This is a genomic window from Methylorubrum podarium (assembly GCF_040270385.1).
In the GTDB taxonomy this organism is placed as follows: domain Bacteria; phylum Pseudomonadota; class Alphaproteobacteria; order Rhizobiales; family Beijerinckiaceae; genus Methylobacterium; species Methylobacterium podarium.
Map to the genome: position 1 here is coordinate 1 of NZ_JBELQE010000040.1, position 16889 is coordinate 16889.

The 16889-nt window shown below is 65.6% G+C and carries 22 protein-coding genes; 17 read left to right on the top strand and 5 right to left on the bottom strand.

What is annotated here, in order from left to right; genetic code table 11:
- Positions 1–191: 191 nt before the first annotated feature.
- Both ABS772_RS06205 and ABS772_RS06210 read right to left on the bottom strand, forming a co-directional pair.
- Entirely contained in the window at positions 192–485 is a 294-nt protein-coding gene (locus ABS772_RS06205; protein WP_350392999.1) for a DUF6522 family protein, read from the bottom strand.
- Between the two features lie 156 nt (positions 486–641).
- Positions 642–881 carry a hypothetical protein gene (locus ABS772_RS06210; protein ID WP_350393001.1) on the bottom strand — a complete coding sequence of 80 codons (240 nt, stop codon included), beginning with the start codon at positions 879–881 and terminating at the stop codon, positions 642–644.
- A 227-nt stretch (positions 882–1108) separates the two neighbouring features.
- Here ABS772_RS06210 and ABS772_RS06215 point away from each other — a divergent pair, with 227 nt between their 5' ends.
- A complete protein-coding gene (locus ABS772_RS06215) occupies positions 1109–1456 on the top strand; it encodes an HNH endonuclease signature motif containing protein (RefSeq protein ID WP_350393003.1) in 348 nt (115 codons plus the stop codon).
- 57 nt (positions 1457–1513) lie between these two features.
- Here ABS772_RS06215 and ABS772_RS06220 read toward each other — a convergent pair whose 3' ends face one another.
- Complete coding sequence (locus tag ABS772_RS06220; protein WP_350393005.1) at positions 1514–1753, bottom strand: hypothetical protein; 240 nt, start codon at positions 1751–1753, stop codon at positions 1514–1516.
- 312 nt (positions 1754–2065) lie between these two features.
- On the opposite strand from ABS772_RS06220, the gene ABS772_RS06225 reads away from it, so the two are divergent.
- From ABS772_RS06225 to ABS772_RS06280, 12 genes are all read left to right on the top strand, one after another.
- Positions 2066–2716 (top strand): hypothetical protein, encoded by a 651-nt coding sequence (locus ABS772_RS06225; RefSeq protein WP_350393007.1) that lies wholly within the window; start codon positions 2066–2068, stop codon positions 2714–2716.
- Positions 2646–4730: a phage terminase large subunit family protein gene (locus tag ABS772_RS06230; protein ID WP_350393009.1), complete on the top strand. Its 2085-nt coding sequence runs from the start codon at positions 2646–2648 to the stop codon at positions 4728–4730. Before ABS772_RS06225 ends, ABS772_RS06230 begins: the two co-directional genes overlap by 71 nt.
- Positions 4730–4984, top strand: a complete 255-nt coding sequence (locus ABS772_RS06235) for a phage head-tail joining protein (RefSeq protein ID WP_350393011.1) — start codon at positions 4730–4732, stop codon at positions 4982–4984. Before ABS772_RS06230 ends, ABS772_RS06235 begins: the two co-directional genes overlap by 1 nt.
- A 63-nt stretch (positions 4985–5047) precedes the next feature.
- Entirely contained in the window at positions 5048–6601 is a 1554-nt protein-coding gene (locus ABS772_RS06240) for a phage portal protein (RefSeq protein WP_350393074.1), read from the top strand.
- Positions 6598–7329 (top strand): S49 family peptidase, encoded by a 732-nt coding sequence (locus tag ABS772_RS06245; RefSeq protein ID WP_350393013.1) that lies wholly within the window; start codon positions 6598–6600, stop codon positions 7327–7329. The genes ABS772_RS06240 and ABS772_RS06245 overlap by 4 nt, the downstream gene beginning before the upstream one ends.
- Positions 7330–7347: 18 nt before the next feature.
- Entirely contained in the window at positions 7348–7503 is a 156-nt protein-coding gene (locus ABS772_RS06250; protein WP_350393015.1) for a hypothetical protein, read from the top strand.
- Positions 7504–7572: 69 nt separating this feature from the next.
- A complete protein-coding gene (locus ABS772_RS06255; protein WP_350393017.1) occupies positions 7573–8163 on the top strand; it encodes a hypothetical protein in 591 nt (196 codons plus the stop codon).
- Between the two features lie 3 nt (positions 8164–8166).
- On the top strand, positions 8167–8547 hold the full coding sequence (locus ABS772_RS06260) for a head decoration protein (protein WP_350393019.1): 381 nt from the start codon (positions 8167–8169) through the stop codon (positions 8545–8547).
- Between the two features lie 4 nt (positions 8548–8551).
- Entirely contained in the window at positions 8552–9169 is a 618-nt protein-coding gene (locus tag ABS772_RS06265) for a major capsid protein (protein ID WP_350393021.1), read from the top strand.
- A gap of 120 nt (positions 9170–9289) precedes the next feature.
- Positions 9290–9505, top strand: a complete 216-nt coding sequence (locus ABS772_RS06270) for a helix-turn-helix transcriptional regulator (RefSeq protein WP_350393023.1) — start codon at positions 9290–9292, stop codon at positions 9503–9505.
- A complete protein-coding gene (locus ABS772_RS06275; protein WP_350393025.1) occupies positions 9498–9773 on the top strand; it encodes a hypothetical protein in 276 nt (91 codons plus the stop codon). The genes ABS772_RS06270 and ABS772_RS06275 overlap by 8 nt, the downstream gene beginning before the upstream one ends.
- The gene (locus tag ABS772_RS06280; protein ID WP_350393027.1) at positions 9770–10021 is read left to right on the top strand and encodes a hypothetical protein; all 252 of its coding nucleotides are present in this window, start codon (positions 9770–9772) and stop codon (positions 10019–10021) included. The genes ABS772_RS06275 and ABS772_RS06280 overlap by 4 nt, the downstream gene beginning before the upstream one ends.
- Before the next feature lie 97 nt (positions 10022–10118).
- Here ABS772_RS06280 and ABS772_RS06285 read toward each other — a convergent pair whose 3' ends face one another.
- Entirely contained in the window at positions 10119–10265 is a 147-nt protein-coding gene (locus tag ABS772_RS06285) for a hypothetical protein (protein ID WP_350393029.1), read from the bottom strand.
- Between the two features lie 71 nt (positions 10266–10336).
- On the opposite strand from ABS772_RS06285, the gene ABS772_RS06290 reads away from it, so the two are divergent.
- From ABS772_RS06290 to ABS772_RS06300, 3 genes are all read left to right on the top strand, one after another.
- Positions 10337–10603 (top strand): hypothetical protein, encoded by a 267-nt coding sequence (locus ABS772_RS06290; protein WP_350393031.1) that lies wholly within the window; start codon positions 10337–10339, stop codon positions 10601–10603.
- A 3-nt stretch (positions 10604–10606) separates the two neighbouring features.
- Complete coding sequence (locus ABS772_RS06295) at positions 10607–10810, top strand: hypothetical protein (protein WP_350393032.1); 204 nt, start codon at positions 10607–10609, stop codon at positions 10808–10810.
- A gap of 428 nt (positions 10811–11238) precedes the next feature.
- The gene (locus ABS772_RS06300; RefSeq protein WP_350393034.1) at positions 11239–12039 is read left to right on the top strand and encodes a hypothetical protein; all 801 of its coding nucleotides are present in this window, start codon (positions 11239–11241) and stop codon (positions 12037–12039) included.
- Between the two features lie 364 nt (positions 12040–12403).
- Here the strand turns inward: ABS772_RS06300 and ABS772_RS06305 are convergent, their stop codons facing one another.
- Entirely contained in the window at positions 12404–15895 is a 3492-nt protein-coding gene (locus ABS772_RS06305; RefSeq protein ID WP_350393036.1) for an NACHT domain-containing protein, read from the bottom strand.
- Positions 15896–16664: 769 nt separating this feature from the next.
- Here ABS772_RS06305 and ABS772_RS06310 point away from each other — a divergent pair.
- Complete coding sequence (locus ABS772_RS06310; protein ID WP_350393038.1) at positions 16665–16883, top strand: ribbon-helix-helix protein, CopG family; 219 nt, start codon at positions 16665–16667, stop codon at positions 16881–16883.
- Positions 16884–16889 lie beyond the last annotated feature (6 nt).

Here is a 16889-nt window from a genome sequence, read left to right on the forward strand (position 1 = left end):
CGCCTGTTAGCTTCCCCGATCTGGCCTTCCGGCTACCCATGGCAGCGGCCATGCAGTAGCCTCTCACTCGGCTCGGTCCAAAATACCGGTCAGGTCAGCGGCTCGGCCTCGTTGCCCCATTCGGACAGCGGCTCGTCCTGTTCTAGTGGCGATGGCGGCGGTGGCGGGGATTGAGGCCAGCTATCGACGGCCTAGTGCCTGCCGCTTAGAGCGGTCGACGCGGCAACATCGCAATCTTCGGGTACGAGAAAGCGCTCGCCTATAAGAGCGCCACCTACGTCGAACAGTCCTTGCCAGCCGGAATATTCGGTCGTGACCGTCACACGAGATCGGCCTTGATCTGCGCCGCTGCCGGTCTCAACACGGCTCCCGACCAATCCGCGACGCTCCTGGCTCTTAAGGTGAGCCGATGTCATTCCGAGCTTACGGGCGAGGTCTTCCGGATCGACGATCCAGGCACCCTCTGAGTCACAATCAAAACGCACAGTGCGCCCTCCTAATCACTCGACAGCTTTGGCGGGCTGAGATGCACCGTAGCGCAGTTCGGGGACGGGAGGGGAAAAACCTGCTGTGGTGCGATTGCCGCCACCTCCCACTCGGGCGTCGCCCAAGGCGCGGCTGCTCAGCCTGTGGTGATCGAGCTAACATTTGCGGCGACCCTCTGCCCGCAGGTGTTCCTCTGCCATGCGCGTCACCTCAGAAGGATTGAACCCCTTCCTCTCCGCGAGGAGCAGCAGGTCAGTGACGAGATCGATGATGTCGCTCTTGCCGATCTCCTCGGCTGGTGGCCGGTAGCACCAGCGTCGGATGTCGGATTGCTCGTGCAGGTACGCGTCAAGAGCTTTCAGAGCGAGTTCGGCGCGTTTGGCTTCGTTCGGCATGAGCGCCTGCCCTCCGCTATCTCGGGTTCTCCTATGGGAGTGACGCGAGCGGCCAATCGGCAACGTCCACCGGAAGCTCCTGGTCGCCCACGTGCTCCCTAGCGACGTATGGAACGTCTGGCGCGAGCCACCGGTGGCAATGAGTTCCCCCCCTCGACAGTCAGGGCTCTGGAGACCTCAAACCTATGCGGGTGATCGGGGCGCATAATCGCCGGACACTGTAGGTCATGGCCCGTCTCGCCACCCTTTCCCCGCGCCTCGGCACATTGGACGCTCGCACCGCGCGTCCAGCCCCGAAGCAGACGGATTCCGAACTCCTGACCCCCGAGCACAGGGCTTGGCGCGAGGCAGTCCTGAAGCGCGCAGGGTGGAAGTGCCAGGCGCCAGGATGCGCGGCCCACGGCAGGCGCGGCGGCGTCAGGCTCTACGCCGATCACATCGTAGAGCGTCGGGACGGCGGTGCGCCGCTCGACCCGGCCAATGGGCAAGCGCTCTGCGCCAAGCACCACAGCAAGAAGACGGCGCGTGCGCGGGCCGCAAGTCTGCAAAGTCCGTCGCTAGGACCACTCACATAGGCCGCGCAACCGCGCTTCAATCTCGTTGTCTCCTTGCGCCTGGATTGAGGCGCGAGATCAGCAACTCAACCCAGACTCCGCTTGTAGGTGTGCTTCGACCTTCCGGATCACGCCGCAAGGATCGTGACCTTTCGCTTCGGCCAAGAGCATCAGGTCGGTGACGAGATCGATGATGTCACACTCTCCGATGACGTCCGATGCTCGTGGATGACACCAGCGTCGGATGCCGGAGTGCTCGTGAAGGTAGGCGTCGAGGGCCTTCTGAGCGAGCTCGGCGCGTTTAGCTTTGTTCGGCATGGGCGCACGTCCCCTCTTACCGAACCTGCGCCGTCGAACGGCGAGCGCGGGCGGTAGATAACTAACCTGCTTCAGATGTTGTCGTTCGCGCATCTGGGTGAAATGGAGGCGCGGTCGAGGATCAGGGTAGCCAGCGACGGCAACTCCACGGGACTTCACGCCTCGATTGATAGGCACTTACCGGTCCTCTGAGTGGCTAGGGCCCCTGAGAGCATCAAACCTATACGGGTGGTCGGGGCCCCGGAGTTTCCTAGCGCCAGGGTCCGAAAACCGGGTAACGCGGTGGGTAACGGGTAACGGGTAATGCTCGACATGGCCGATCCGAAACCCGCCGCCTTCGTCAGCCAAGCCGAGTTCGCCCGCCGCCGCGGCGTCTCGAAGAAGACCGTCACCGAGTGGAAGCAGCGGGGCCTCCTCACGATGACGGAGGCGGGCCTCGTCGACGTCGAAGCCTCGGAATGGAACCTCGACCAGCGGCCGGCGACCTATCGCGGCGGCGTCGCACACCGACCGGTGCGGGCCATTCCGCGAGACGAGGAGCCGGTTGGGCGGCCCACACGCCCCGCCGCCGCGCCGCGGCCCGCCCCGCCCGCGCCGGAACCGGTGAACGACGAGGTCGGGGCCGATCCGGTCGAATTCGACCCGGACAATCCGAACCTTCCGCTGAACCTCGCGGCGCAGCGCAAAGAGAACTTCCTCGGCCTGCTGCGGAAGCAGGAGCACGCGGTCAAGCAGGGCGCGCTCGTCGACCGCGCCGCCGCCGAGGCCGCCTTCTTCGACGAGGCGCGGGCCATGCGCGATGCCTGGATCGCGTGGCCGGCGCGCGTGGCGATCGAGATGGCCGATGCACTCAAGATCGATGCCCGCGAGCTGACGCAGGTCCTGAGCGACTATGTCAACAAGCACCTCGCCGAACTCGGCGAGCCCTCCGACCTCGACCTATCTCGACACCAGCAGTCTTAGGCGTTCGTGGCGCCGGGGCGCGACCCCGCCGCCGAACCTCGACGTGGTGCAGTGGGCGGAGCGCTTCCGGAGGCTGAGCAAGGAGAGCTCGAACGGCGGCAAGTTCATCACCGCGAAGGTCGAGGTGGCGCGCGGGCCGATGCTGTGGGCGACGGAGCCGGGCGTCAGCAAGATGACGCTGATGGCCTGCACGCAGCTCCTCAAGACCACGGTCATCGAGAACATCACGGGCCGATTCATCCACGTCGACCCCTGCCCGATCCTGGGCGTGCTGCCGAAGGACGACGCGGCCGAGACCTTCTCGAAGGACCGGCTCGCGCCGATGATCCGCGATACGAAGGTGCTCCTCGAACTGTTCGGCGAGGCCAAGTCGCGCGACGCCGCCGCCACCCTGACGCACAAGCAGTTCCCCGGCGGCCACATCACCCTCGTCGGGGCGAACAGCCCGACCAACCTCGCCATGCGGCCGATCCGGCTCCTGGTGTGCGACGAGATCGACAAGTACCCGCTCTCGGCCGGCGGCGAGGGCCCGCCGATCGACCTCGCCGAGGAACGGCAGGCCGAGTTCAAGACCAACAGCCTGACCGTGCTCGCCTGCTCGCCCACCGTCGCCGGCCGCTCGGCGATCGAGGCGAGCTACGAGGAGAGCGACCAGCGCAAGGCCTTCGTCCTCTGCCCGCACTGTCCGACGTGGCAGCCGCTGGAGTGGGAGCAGGTCAAGTTCGACAAGGACGACGACGGCAAGATCATCGTCGCGAGCGCGCGCTACGAGTGCATCGCCTGCGAGCGGCCGTGGAGCGAGGCGCAGCGGCTCGCGGCGCTGCGCACGATCGAGTGGCGGCAGACCAGGGGCTTCACCTGCTGCGGCGAGAAGCAGGTGCCCGAGCAGTGGGCGCCCCTGGCGCACGGGGTGCGGCGGGCACTGTGCCGGTGCTGCGGCACCCTGGCGGTCTCGAACGATCACGCGGGCGGACAGGCCTCCAAGCTCTACGCGCCGAAGCAGACGATCAGGGAGACGGTCGCGAAGTTCGCGCGGGCGCTGCGACGGGGGCCGGAAGCGTTGCGGACCTTCTTCAATACGCAGCTCGCCCGCACGTGGAGGGAGGGTGTCGACGCTCCCGAGTGGAAAGACGTCTACGCCCGGCGCGACGACTACCTGTCCGGCACAGTCTCGCACGGCGCGCTGATCCTGTTCGGCGGTGTCGACGTACAGAAGGATCGCCTCGAGGTTTCGATCTGGGGCTTCGGGCGCAACCGCGAGCGCTGGCTCGTCGAGCATCGGGTGTTGACCGGCGACACCGCCCGTCCGGCGGTCTGGAGCGAACTGGCGGCCCTGTTCGACGAGACCTGGGAGCACGCCAGCGGCGCCGAGATGGCGGTGCGGGATTGGGGTATCGATTCAAGCGCCTTCACCGACGTGGTCTACGCCTTCGTCCGCTCCCAGGCCGGGCGCGGCAACATCCACGCGATCGACGGCCAGGACAGCTACTCGAACATCTTCCTCGGCCTCGGCACGAAGGACGCAAACCCGAGGGGCAGGAAGATCCGGCGTGGCCTGAAGACGGTCCGGGTCGGCGTCTCGCTCGCCAAGCAGGAGCTGATGAGCTGTCTCGGCCTGCAGCGGCCCGCGGCCGGCGCGGCATTCCCGGCCGGCTTCGTCCACCTCCCGCGGGACGTGTCCGAGGATGGCGTTCAGCAGCTCACCGCCGAGGAACTGGTGGTGAGCCTCAGCCGGGGAAAGACCCGGCGGGAATGGGTGCCGATCGGCGGGCGCCGCAACGAGTGGCTGGACTGCCCGAACTACGCCCGCGGCCTCGCGGCGATGCGCGGCTGGGACCGCTGGCGCGAGACCCAATGGCGGACGCTGGAGGATGCGCTCGGCATCCGGCCGCAATCGGTCGCGCCCGCCATCGAGGTCGTCGCGCCGGCCGTGATCGCCGGCTCGCTGGCCGATCGGAACATGAAGCGTAGCGTCCGGCGCAGCGTGGCCCGCAAGGGGCCGGCGAGGTGGTGATGACCGACACGACGGAACAGGACCTCGCCAAGCTGCGCCGGCAGCTCGTCCGCTTGGACGACGCCATGAGCAGCGGCGTGTTGCGCGTCGAGCAGGCCGACGGCGGCGGCTCGACCGTGTATCGCGATTATGGCGAAATGCAGCTGGCCCGCCGGGATATCGTCGGCCGCATCAATGCCCTCGACGCGAAGCTGTCCGGCACCGTCCGGCGGCGCGCGCGGCGCGTCGTGATGGTCGGCATCAGCGGGTTCTGATCCGTGGCCGAGGCGTTCCGCACACGGCTGCGGGTCAAGGGCACCGGCGAGGTCGTCGCGGCGATGGCGTCGGCGGATCTCGCGGGCGGTGCTGCTGCGATCGAGACGACGCCCTACGAGGTCGCGGGCGGCACCGGCCGACGCTCGAAATCGTGGCGGGTCGGGTCCTGGGGGCCGAACGCCGCGATCACCTACGCGCTCGACGAGCTGCGGCGGAAATCGCGCGATCTCAGCCGGAAGAACGCCTATGCCGGCGCGGCGGTCGACCGGCTCGTCGACAACATCATCGGCACCGGCATCGTCCCGCGCTCGATCGCCACTCGTCCGGTTGCGGGTCTGAGCGAGGAACAGGCGAAGCGGGTCAAACAGGAGGACGCAGCGTTCCGCGCCGCACTGCAGAGCCTGTTCCTGGCCTGGACCGACGAGGCGGATTCGGTCGGCGCGCACGACTTCTACGGACTGCAGGCCATCGCCGTCACCGGCATGGTCGAGGGCGGCGAGAGCTTCACCCGCCTGCGCACCCGGCTCCTGTCCGACGGCCTCACCGTGCCGCTCCAGCTGCAGGTCTTGGAAGGGGACCACTGCGACCACCTCAAGACCGACGGGACCAACCGCATCCGCCAGGGCATCCAGTTCGATGCGATCGGCGCGCGGACCGGCTACTATCTGCGGCGGGAGCATCCCGGCGACGGCATCATCACCGGCGCGGGCATCGAGGAAACCCTCGTCCCGGCCGGCGACATCTGCCACCTCTACCGGGCGCGCCGACCCGGCCAGGACCGCGGCGAACCCTGGCTCGCGCGGGCGCTGCGCACCCTCTACGACCTCGACCAGTACTTCGACGCCGAGCTGGTGCGGAAGAAGAACGCCGCCCGCCTCGTCGCCTTCATCAAGCGCACTCTCGACGCGGCGGACGACGGCGAGCTCGGCGGCGGCCCGATGGGCTCCGATCCGGCCGACGACGAGGGCGTTGGCGTCGTTGAGATGGAGCCCGGCACGGTGCAGGTGCTCGCCGATGGCGAGGACGTCGAGATGTGCGAGCCCACCGACGTCGGGGCGAACTTCGAGCCCTTCGTGCGCGAGGCCAAGCGCAGCGTCGCCGCGGCGGTGGGGCTGCTCTACGAGGAGCTGAGCGGCGACTACAGCCAGATGGACGACCGCACGCTGCGCGCCGCGCTCAACAACTTCCGCCGCGCCGTCGAGCGCTGGCAGCATCATCTGGTCGTCTATCAGTTCTGCCGGCCGATCTGGCGCCGCTGGATCGACCTCGCCCTGCTCTCCGGCGCGCTGAAGCTGCCGGCCGGCATGACCCGGCAGCAGGCCTACGCGGTCGAGTGGGTGCCGCAGGCGTGGCCGTACATCCACCCGGTGCAGGACGTCGAAGGCAAGATGAAGGAGGTCCAGGCCGGCTTCACGACGCGCACCCGCGTCGTCGCCAGGGCCGGCTACGACGTCGAGCAGGTCGACGCCGAGAACGCCGCCGACAACGCCCGGGCCGACGACCTCGAGCTCTCCTACACCTCGGACGGGCGCAACGCCGCGAAGGCGCCGGTCGCCACCGCGCCCGCGCAGTCCGACGATCCACCCCGATCCAACGCACCGAAGGAGCCGCGATGACGAGCGCCCTGCGCGCCCTGACGGCCGAGCCGTGGGCGATCCGTCCCGACTACCTGCACTTCATGGCCTCGCTCGCGAGCCTCGACCGCGACGGCCGCGCCGATCGCCGCTCCGCCGAGGGTGAGGACTGGTTCCGGCTCGATCTCGCTGCCGCGGCGGGCCCAACCGCGCAGCGGCTCGAGGGTGCCCGCTACGCCATGCTCACCCGCGAGGGCGTGGCGATCATCCCGGTGGTGGGCCCGATCTTCCCACGTGCCAACCTGATGACCGAGATGTCCGGCACCGGCACCTCGGCGGCGATGCTGGCCCGCGACCTCGCGCTCGCCCGCGACAGCGTCGACGTCGGCGCGGTGCTGCTGATGGTGGATTCGCCCGGCGGCTCGCCCACCGGCATCAACGCGCTCGCCGACCAGATCTACGCCATGCGGGGACGCAAGCGCGTCCTGGCGCACGTCACCGGCACCTGCGCCTCGGCCGCCTACTGGCTCGCCTCGGCCGCGGGGGAAGTCGCGGTCGAGAAGACCGGCATCGTCGGCTCGATCGGTGTGGTGGCGGCGGTGCCGAAGCAGGTCGAGCCGGACGCCTCCGGCACGCTGTCGATCGAGATCGTCTCGTCGAGCGCGCCGAACAAGCGGCCCGATCCGCAGACCGACGAGGGCGCGGCCGAGATCCGTTCGCTCCTCGACAGCATCGAGGCGCAGTTCATCGCCGACGTCGCACGCGGCTGAAAGACGACCCCGGCCCGCGTGCAGAGCGACTTCGGCCGCGGTGGCGTGAAGGTCGGGGCAGATGCCGTCGCCGCCGGCATGGTCGACCGCGTGCAGACCTACGAGCGCAGCCTCGTCGAGCTGACCCGCACCGCCTCGGCCGAGCGCCGGGCGGCCCGCGCGGCGCGGGGCTGAACCCCGCACGAGATCCGGCCCCGAGCCGGCAATCCGGCGCATCCGCGCCATTCTCCGAAGGACGACACCATGGCCGCCGATCTGGCAGCCCTTCGCCGTGATCGCGCGAAGGCCTCCGCCCGCATGTCCGAACTGGTCGCCGCCGCGCGCGGCCGTTCGATGACCGATGACGAAACCCGCGACTTCGAGACCGCGTCTGCCGAGGTCACCCGCCTCGACGGCGAGATCTCGGCTGCCGAGGGCAAGCAGACCGTGGACGCGAGCACCACGATCTCCCGCGCCCAGGCCGGCGAGATCGCCCGGCTCTGCGCCGACGGCGGCGTGCCCGGCATGACCGCGACGCTGCTCACCGAGGGCGTGTCCGTCGACGACGCCAGGAAGCGCATCGCGGCGGCCGGCGAGGCGACGAACCTCGTGGCGCTGGCCCGACGCAAGGATCCGAGCATCCCCGAGGACCTAGCGGCGACGCTGCTCGCCGAGGGCAAGAGCGTCGAGCAGATCCGCACCGCGCTCTTCGACAAGCTCGTGGCGGCGGAGAACGACACGTCGATCGCCAGCCACGTCCCCGCCGATCCCGGCAGCAAGGCCGGAGTCGCCGCCTCCACCGCCAGCATGGAGCGCGAGATCAAGCGTGCTGGCCTCACCAAGAAGGAGGCTTGATCCATGCCCCTGCTCGAAACCGCTGTCGTCGCCTCGGACTGGCTCAAGCAGGAGGCGGAGAACTACCGCTCGCGGGACACCGCGATCATCGCCTCCGGCTCGGGCAAACTGAAGTCGGGGCAGGTGCTCGGCAAGCTCACCGCGTCCGGCAAGTACGTGCCGAGCGCCGCCACCGGCTCGGATGGCTCCCAGACGGCCGTCGCCGTCCTCGTCTTCCCGGTCGACGCCACCAGCGCCGATCAGAAGGCCGTGATCGTCGCCCGCGAGGCGACCGCAAGCCACAACGGCCTCACCTGGGGCTCCACCATCAACGATGCAGCGAAGCGCGCGGCGGCCATCGGCCAGCTGAAGGCGGCGGGCATCCTCGTGCGCGAAGGGGCGTAAGCCGATGCCCGAAACCATCCTCGACATCTTCAACCAGGATGCGTTCGCCGCCTCCTCGCTGACCGCCAACGTCGCGCTGGTCCCGAACCAGTACGGGCGGATCAACCAGTTGGGCCTGTTCACGAACGAGCCCGTCCCGACCACGTCCGTCATCGTCACCATCGAGAACGGCGTGCTCAACCTGCTGCCGACCCGCCCGCGCGGCGGGCCGGCCTCGCTCGGCACCCGCGGCCGGCAGAAGCCCAAGGCCTTCGTCGTCCCGCACATCCCGCACGAAGACAGCGTGCTCGCCACGGACGTGCAGAACATGCTGGCGGCCTATGGCGGCGGGATCTCGCTGGAGACCGTGCTCGGCTTCGTGAACCGCAAGCTGATCACGATGCGCAAGAAGCACGCGATCACGCTGGAGCACCTGCGGGTCACCGCTCTGCGCGGGGTCATTCTCGACTACGACGGCTCGCCGATCCTGGACCTGTTCCAGTCCTTCGGCGTCAGCGAGAAGGTGGTCGACTTCGTCCTCGGCACGGCCTCGACCGATGTCGGCGCCAAGTGCGACGAGGTCGTGGGCTACATGGAGGACAACCTTCATAACCCGGTTAAGTCATTGAAATATCTGCACTAAGGCCGCTTTCGGGCGGCCTTTCTTTTTTGACGGGCTCTACCCGCTAAGCCCTTGGAAACTAAGGCATGCCCCGCGATGCCCGGCCATCCGGTGTAGCAGCGAAGTAGCAGGACTTGCAGCATGGAACCCGTCACCGAAAACAGCGACATCCTCTATCGCGTGGCCGCCATCGCCGCCTTCCTCGGCATGCCGGAGAAGGCGACACGCCACCGCGTTGAGGCGGGCGAGATACCGACGTTCCGCATCGGCCGCACCGTATGTGCCCGCCGATCGACCCTCAACACGTGGCTCGCCGAGCGCGAGGCCACCGGCCGGGAGGGCAAGGCCAATGGCTGAACCTCGCATCACCGGCATCACCCTGTCTGAGGGCGAGCGCGACCGCGCCCTTGGCGTTCTCGCTCGCTTCTCGTTCGACTACGTGCCGATGCGCGTGCGTGGCTGCGCGCTGGTGCTGAGCGCCGAGGGCGTCCCGCTGGCGTCGTTGCCACAGTGCAAGTCGGACGCCGCCGCCGTGCGGTTCAGCGATCACGAGGTACGGCTTCAGGTCTCACGTGCCGCCCTGGCTGCCCTCCGCGCCCTCGGCGGGCGACTGCCGACCGAATGACGACCGAGGAGCGCGCGGCCTGCGTTGCGGCCCTGGAGGCTGCTGAGCGGGCTGCACAGGCCCTCCGTGCCGTCCTGGCGGTTGAGGGGCCCGAGCCCCCGCCGGATCTCTTCGACGCCGTGCCGCTGGCGGTCGCAGCGCAGGCTTGGGCGATCTCGAAGGACAGCGCCCGCCAGAGGGCCCGTCGCGGTGCCGGCTTCAAGGTGCGCGGGCACTGGTACGTCCCGCGCGCCACACTCAGCACCTGAGCTGCGCAAGGTCATCTCAGACCCCATGCCGAGCAACAGGTCTGCTTAAGCCCGCCGCTCGACAGTCGATGCGTGGCCGGCCAATGCCTGAGCGGTTTCAGTCTTTCGGCTTGTCGGCGCTCTCGTCACCGCCCGGCAAATCCGATCCCTGGCCCGGCCGCTCCTTCGGCTCGCCCCCGCCGGTCTGCTTCCGGGCGTCTTCGATCAGCTCTTCGGCAGCGTCGCGGTCACGCTCACGATCCATCTGTCCAACTCCGTTGCGAGACGGACGACATGGCGCGAGCCGAAGGGCGAGCAAGGTAGAAGGTTACACCGATGCCCGATCTTAGCCCCGTCGATGTGCTCTGGTTCGGCGCGCATCCTGGTGAGACCCACCGCATCCGGCCGGCGACGACAGAGGAAGCTACTACCTTCACTGTGCGTAGGCTCGGCTTCCCGCGGCTGATGACGATCGTGCGTCGCTCAGATGACGCCAGCACCAGCATCGCCGTCAGAGCCGACAGCGACATCGATCGTGCCATGGATTGCGAGCTCGCTGGGTGGTTCGACGCCGACCTCGACGCGGAAGCCGGCAAGGCTTGAGCCGTGAACATCAGCGCAGTGCTGCGCGAGTTGATGGCCGCAGGGCTTCTGGGTGAGGCTCTGATCGCGGCCGTCGAGCGCATCGAGGATGCTGACGACCAAGAGAAACGGCAGATCAGGGCGGCCCGCAACAAGCGGTATCAGGAACGGCTGAAGACGCGTCGAGCGGCCGAGGCCGACACCGAAGCGGCCGAGTCCGAGGATTAAGACGCTTAAGACGTCTAAGACGTCTCAACCGTCTTACACCGGTTCCCCCGAGACAAAGGTCTCCCCATACCCCTCTAAAAACCCAACCCCCTTACCCCAGGGGGATGGCGCGCCGACGAGCGCGAAGAAGGGGCACCGGCTACCGGAGAATTTCCGGGTGAGCCCAGCTGGGCGAGCCTTTGCCCGAGATGCTGGCTGGACCGAGGCGGAGATCGACGAGGCCGAGGCCGAGTTCGTGGATCACTGGACCAGCGTGCCCGGCGCTGCTGCACTGAAGCTCGATTGGGCGAAGACCTGGCGCAACCGCGTTCGCCGCTTCGGGCCGCCCGGCCGGCGCCCAGGCAACTCCGCAGGCCGCAGCTCCGGCACCGGCCGCGATAGCGCAGCAACCGCCCTCCTCAGACGCGACCGCATGGAGCGTGAAGCCAATGGCCGCTTTGACCCCTTCGACGATCCCCCAGCCGGTGGACGACCCAACGCCGGAGATCGACGCCCTCGTGACCCGCCTTCGGAGCGCGGCGCAGTGGGAGGCTCCGGGCCGATACTCGATCTCGAGCCGATCCGCTCCGACCGACAGTGAGCGGCAGGCTCTGACGCGGCGCGCCGACGACCTGAGACGGGCCCTCTCGCCCGCGGCGAAAGACGAGATCCGGACCTCCCTGCTGAAGTGGATTGCCGGCCTCGACCTGCGGCTTAGCGAAGAAGCTCTGGACGACATGGTCAGCATGTTCGTCGCCTCGCTGATGGGGCTACCACTCTGGGCTGTCCGTCAAACCCTACTCAACTGGATGCAGGGTCGCATCGCCGACTGCAATCCGCGCTTCACTCCGAAGCCGCCGGAGTTGCGCCGCGAGGACGACAGGATCGTCGCTAGGCGCAAGCACGAACTCGGCAGCATCGACGCAGTGCTCGGCGCCACGGTCGAAGGTGTGCCGAGCGATGCCGAGCGTGAGCGGGCTCTGGCTCATTGGTACGAGAACGTGCGCCCGGCGCTCCAACATGCCGATGTGTCCGACGCTCTGAGCCCGGAGGCACGGCGTGATGAGCAGATCGAGGCAAACGACCGCTTGAGGTGTCGCGAGCGCGAGGCGGCCGGTTCCAATCCGGCGGGCGCTCACACCCTGGAGATGGAAGCAAAGTTGGATAGGATGCGGGCGCGGGTCGGCATCGAAAGTGGCGAACATCGGAAGAGCGAATGGCGCCCAGAAATCGAGGATTCGGAGTGCTAGAAACTACCCTCCGGCCAAACTCTTGTTAGCAGACTTGATACGGTGATGAGATCGGCAGCAATCGCTATCGGCCCTTTGCTGAAGTGAAGAACGTCTGCATATGGGGAGCTTGATAAGCCCGAGACCTATGCTCGGATAGGTGGTTTGCTGACGTAAGCGGAGGGCCCTGAACCGGACATTCGGTTTGGCGCCCATATCGGCGATCAAAGTCACGATGCCTCTTTCCTAAATGTCGCCAGCGCGACTCCCTAGGTGGCTATCGCGGCAGCAGCAGAAATCAGCACCGCGGCTGGTTCCGAGCCTCAAGTGCTGTACTATTTCGGAACGCGCTGAAAAAGGCGCTCACGGTGACGACCCTCAACCCTCAATTGGGCTTGAGGTCTTCGGCAAAAATGCGACGATCGAGCCTAGCTGCTAGCACCTCGATTGCTTCAAGTAACACTTCGCGATTCTTCCTCTTAACATTGTAAAGTCGCAGGAGTCGTTCCAAAGCCTCAGGGGTAGCTTCTGCAGCAATGATTGCTACTCCAGCGTATGGCAGGTTCGGACGCTTCGCGAGCACAAAGGTTTCTGCTAATTGCGAGGGGATTTTCAAGCCACGCCTCCGAAGGGAGTCGACCGCATTTCGCAGTACATGGCCGTATTCGTCCTCGTCCCATGTCGATCCATCCGGATCAGTTGCGGATAGGACGATCGTCATCAGCTCATCGACCAATTCTGGACGAAGCATGATGGCGCTTTCGATCAATCTCAAGCGGTTTACTTGGCTTAGATCCGGAATGCTGATCCATTTGTCTATAATATCCGTCCAGTTCCTAGTATCCGGGTGCAAGGGCGCGTTGTGGAGCCCATAGCCGTACCAGCCGAATTCATCAACCAAGCTCGTCAATCCAGAGACTGCTCCTTGCAATAGGTTCGGCAGAGCGGTCGGCGGATCAGACCGTTCGGCAAGCTTGGTGCGCGCCAAGGCTCCGAGTTCTATTTCTGGAAACCGGTTGAGTGTCAGAAGCGTGCCAACAGCGACGTCGCAATCGACTTGGTCAAGACGGTGGAGCAGATCTGCGAAGGAGGTCCGATCGCCGCCACGCGCGCCAAAGATCAGAAGGATATCGCGGTAGCGCGGTGCGATATCTTCCCTCAGAAGCCAAGCCCTAGTTGCTGCGCGGCGGGCCTCGTCGTCCGCGAAGAGCTTACTCATCGCGCCGAGTAAATAGTTCTTCCCACTCTTGGAAACGCCCTCATCAGCGAGGACCGCTCCAACTTCGGCGATGGTGTCCATCGCCCGCGCGAAGATTTTGATGCAGGCGCCGGGGTTGCGCCAGTCGGCACTGCTTAGCGCAACCCGCGCAGCGCGAAGTACGTCTTCGTTTGGCGGGTCCGCCATGGCAGCGGACGCCCCTAACCGTAGGAAGGCCGGCAGGTTCGTGTCTTCCGCAAGTTTAGTTAGCAGATGGGAATCTTCCTGCGTCAAGCGAATCTGCTCCAGAAAGTCCGTCAGGCCATAGAGTTCATCTGCCGTAGTCCCTTGGCGATAAGTTCGAACGCTAATACGTAGGGCAACGTCCGAGGCCACCTTCTGCAGCGCCGGCGCTAAGTCGCGCGTAGGCATGAAGACCCCCAAACCGTCTTCAAGCAATGTATCGACGACTTCCAGCGTGAGGAGGGGGTCGTTCTCGCGCACGACAATCTCACCACCGCCGCTCTGAGTGACCCATTGCCAACCGAGTCTGCGACGGATTTCGTGATGGATGGGCCGAGCCAAGCCATCTACGAATAGCCGCCCGACCCGCTCCCGGATCGACCATCCGGCGCTACCCCACAAGTCGGCTAGTAGAACTACAATATTTTCTCTTAACTCAGGTGTTACCCGAGCACCGTTGACGACGCAGCGACCGATTAACCTCAGGTTGGTTGAGAAGGCGTCATCCGGCGCCTGCAGCATCTGGCCGATATGCGCTGTAGGATCATCGAGCAATTCCAGGGCAAATTGCACGACCTGCGCCCACGGACGTTTCACCACATCGGCGATCCGCTCAGTAATCGCCTCGGGATACTCGTCGACTAGCTGAACAGCGGCTAGATATTCCTGGACGATCGGATAGGGAAACTGAAGGCGCCCATCGACGCGTCTGCGCAGGACGCCCGCGCCTGAGAGTTGGGCGAGCACTGCGTCGGCCGGCTCGGCGGTTACGTTGGCGATCTGCTGCAAGGCCTGTCGCTCAGAGAGCCCAATCTCCTCCCGCTCGAGACTTGCAAACGCGATGGATTGAGCGATCTTCCGTAGAGCGAGCGCCCCCATGCGCGGCTCTCGGACGCCCTTGCGCCGATCAGGGTCGAACAGCAGTCCCAGATACTTTTCAATGAGATCGGCGCGCCTACGGGGCAATTCCTTACCCGCTGACCATGCGCTCAAGAGGATCGCCAGAAAAAGCGGGATCTTTGCTAGCCTGGCGATGTCGGGATAGGCGTCGAGCGTGTCGGAGAAGGCCGGCCAGCTGAGCCCAGGTGTGAAAGAACTGTATTTATCCACTAGCTCTGAAATTTCGCGAAGCCCGAATGGCTGCAATTCGATCAGTTCGCCGCCCAATGGCGCGTTGAGAACAGCTGGATCGCGTAGGGTGAGCATCCACGCAACCATTGGGAAGCGGGCTGAGAAGACGCCGATCCGTCGGATGACCTCCGCACGGTGGGACGATGGCACCTCATCAAGCCCGTCGAATAGTACGCAGCACAGCCCCTGATCTGCAAGGCGCCGCCAGTCGACGCGAATCGAAAACTCGCGATTGATCCGATTATCCAAGTATTCGACGACGCTTTGGTCTGACTGGACGAAGCTCCCTAGCCCAATCTCGACTGGGACGATGGGCGTATGAACCAGCTTGCCGGCCACCGCTTGGAGGAGTGTCGACTTGCCGAAACCTGGGCCGGCCACCACCGCGACCCGCGCCAGATCATCGTTCGGGAAGCCCCTTAGGTCGATATTGGCCTCACCTTCCTCCGCATCCCAAGTGGGAGTCTCGTCCTCGAAGTCGCCGACAGGAGAGCCGCCCAGAAGCTTGGCGCGTGGCCAGATGAAAACATTCCCGACGGGGGCGCTAACGCCACGAGCTGGCAGCTCGACGCGCGTTAGCTCTAGGACGGCCATGCGATAGGCAGCTAGACCCCAGTCACGAGGCTCGAGCAGGTTGGCGCCGAAATTCTGCGCGATCGTCTGCCGCAAAGTTGCCGCTCGGAACGACCCGCGAACTCTTCCAGAGCCGCCGGCTAAGTCTCGCAGGCTGGCCAGGAAATGCTGCGGCACGGTTGACGCCGTCCCGAGATCAAGCCTTTGAAATGTCGCTTCGATGTCACCTAGTGTGATGACACGAAGCTCGACGCGCCGCAGTATGTCGTAAACGAGCTTGGGTTCTATCAATACCGCCTCGATGGAGGCCAGCCGTTGGGTGAGACCGACGCCCAGGCGCGATCTCCATTCAGCCTCGGTCGGAGCCTGAGTACGTTCAATAATCGCTTGCAGGTCGTCGGCCAGGCCGCCATGACGGCCCAGAGCCACCACCAAGCGGTCTTTTGCACCAACGTCGGCATCGAGGTGTTGGCTGGCGAATGCTCGCCAAAGGTCAGTCCAGGCCTCTCCCGTTCCCCGCAGCTGAGATTTCGCCTGAATCCAATCGCGATGCCCGTCCGCATAGGAAACGACGATGTCGTCCACATGGGAAGGCGCTTCGACCCGAACCTCTACAACCTGCTCGCGCGGCGGCCGCGGCTCAAGACTAAGCAGTTCAGCTAGAAACAAAGCTGCGACGCTGTTCTGGTAGAAGATGCCGTCTTGCGTTGTCGGGCCGCCAGCTTCTGCCATTTTGTTCGGTGTCTATCTCAAGGGTTGGTGAGCCGCTCATAAGGGGTGAACGCTCGACTGTAGCATATGGCATCCGCACGCGTCCGTCGCCCTATACATTTTTAAGACAACCATCCCAATGCACGCCCGGCGCGAGAAGAAGTTAAACTGCCAATATCACGTATTGCCAACATAATCCACAGTGAGTTACTACAAGAGCTGCTGCATCAACAGCAATATCACATAAAATTTATACTTTGAGTTTCCCGAGTTACCCGTGCCGTGAACGTAAACTTCCGGCTGCGCGATCCGGAGCCACTAGCAGCATACCAGCTGTCGGCCAGAGGTGGCCGCCGACGCTCGATGGAGTCGCCCGTGACCGAACATCGTGGGGGGCCGAGATGGGTCAGGGGCTGAACATCCGCTTCGGGGCCAAGAACTACGGTCCGATACCCACCGATTTGGTGAAAAACTCCAAGGCAGTGCGCCAAGCGCTGCCCAGCACAGGTCATCGAAGAATATTTATCTCTTGCCAGTGATGCGATACCGTTAGGGCCGCGTATCCCGTGCGATCCGGAAGCAGGATATTCTCCTGAATCCGCGGCTAGCGGCGCTGCTTCGGGCCTGTCCCGAGTTTTCCAACGAAATCGACCCAGTGCAGACATCAAGCTTCGGAACTGAGCCAAATCTGATGCAAACCTGACCCGACCGACACCTGTCACGTTTGTCACGTGCGTTGTCACGTTTTGTACAGTCCCGCCCGTGACGGAAATGCGTCAGCCTCAGAGGCATGACGCTCCACATCACCCTTCCCGAGCGCGTCAGCGCCGCCGTCACCGAGGACATGGCTGACGCCATCCGTCGGACGGCCGCCGCCCGCGGCATCAGCGTCGCCGACTACCTGCGCGGGGCGCTGCAGGGCCGCCTCCTCATGGACGGTACGCCCATCCGCCCCCTTCCCGACCTTCACCGCCTCGCCTCACCGGCAGGCCGCACCCGAACGCTCTGACGGAGA